The sequence below is a fragment of the Roseovarius halophilus (ex Wu et al. 2025) genome (assembly GCF_047086965.1).
The window spans coordinates 1-514 of record NZ_JBKOTX010000554.1; the positions used below are offsets into that span (position 1 = coordinate 1).

The 514-nt window shown below is 69.6% G+C and carries 1 protein-coding gene; it reads left to right on the forward strand.

Going from position 1 to position 514, the window contains the following annotated elements; translation table 11 throughout:
* Positions 1-101: 101 nt before the first annotated feature.
* Positions 102-514, forward strand: a 413-nt coding sequence (locus tag ACH107_RS33460; RefSeq protein WP_412509878.1) for a DUF6441 family protein, incomplete at its 3' end; no start/stop codon positions are given.

Below are 514 nucleotides of genomic sequence, written 5' to 3' on the forward strand. Positions count from 1 at the left end.
CCCGAGGAGCAGATCCTGATTGGCGACGAGACCTTCCTGATCCAGGGCGCGCCGCGCCGGGATCGCGAACGCCTGGTCTGGACGCTGGACTTGCAGCCCGCATGAAACTCGGCCTCGACATATCTGCCGATCTTGGGGCGGCCATGGCCGCCGAGGTGAAAGCCGGTGAAAAGGCCGTAACCGCCGCCATGCGCGCCGCGGGGACCGGGCTCAAGACTGATTGGCGCGGGCAGATCACCGGGGCGGGGCTCGGCCAGCGGCTCTCCCGCACGATACGGTCCGAGCAATACCCCAAGGGCCAGCCGAGCCTGAACGCCGCTGCGCTGGTCTGGTCGAAAGCGCCGCAGATCATCCGCGCGCATGGCACCGGCCCGCTGATCCGCTCGAAAGACGGATTTTACCTTGCGATCCCGACGCAAGCCGCCGGGCGTGGTCGCGGTGGGGCACGGCTCACGCCGGGAGAATGGGAACGGCGCCGGGGCCTGCGCCTGCGCTTCGTCTATCGCCGGCGCGG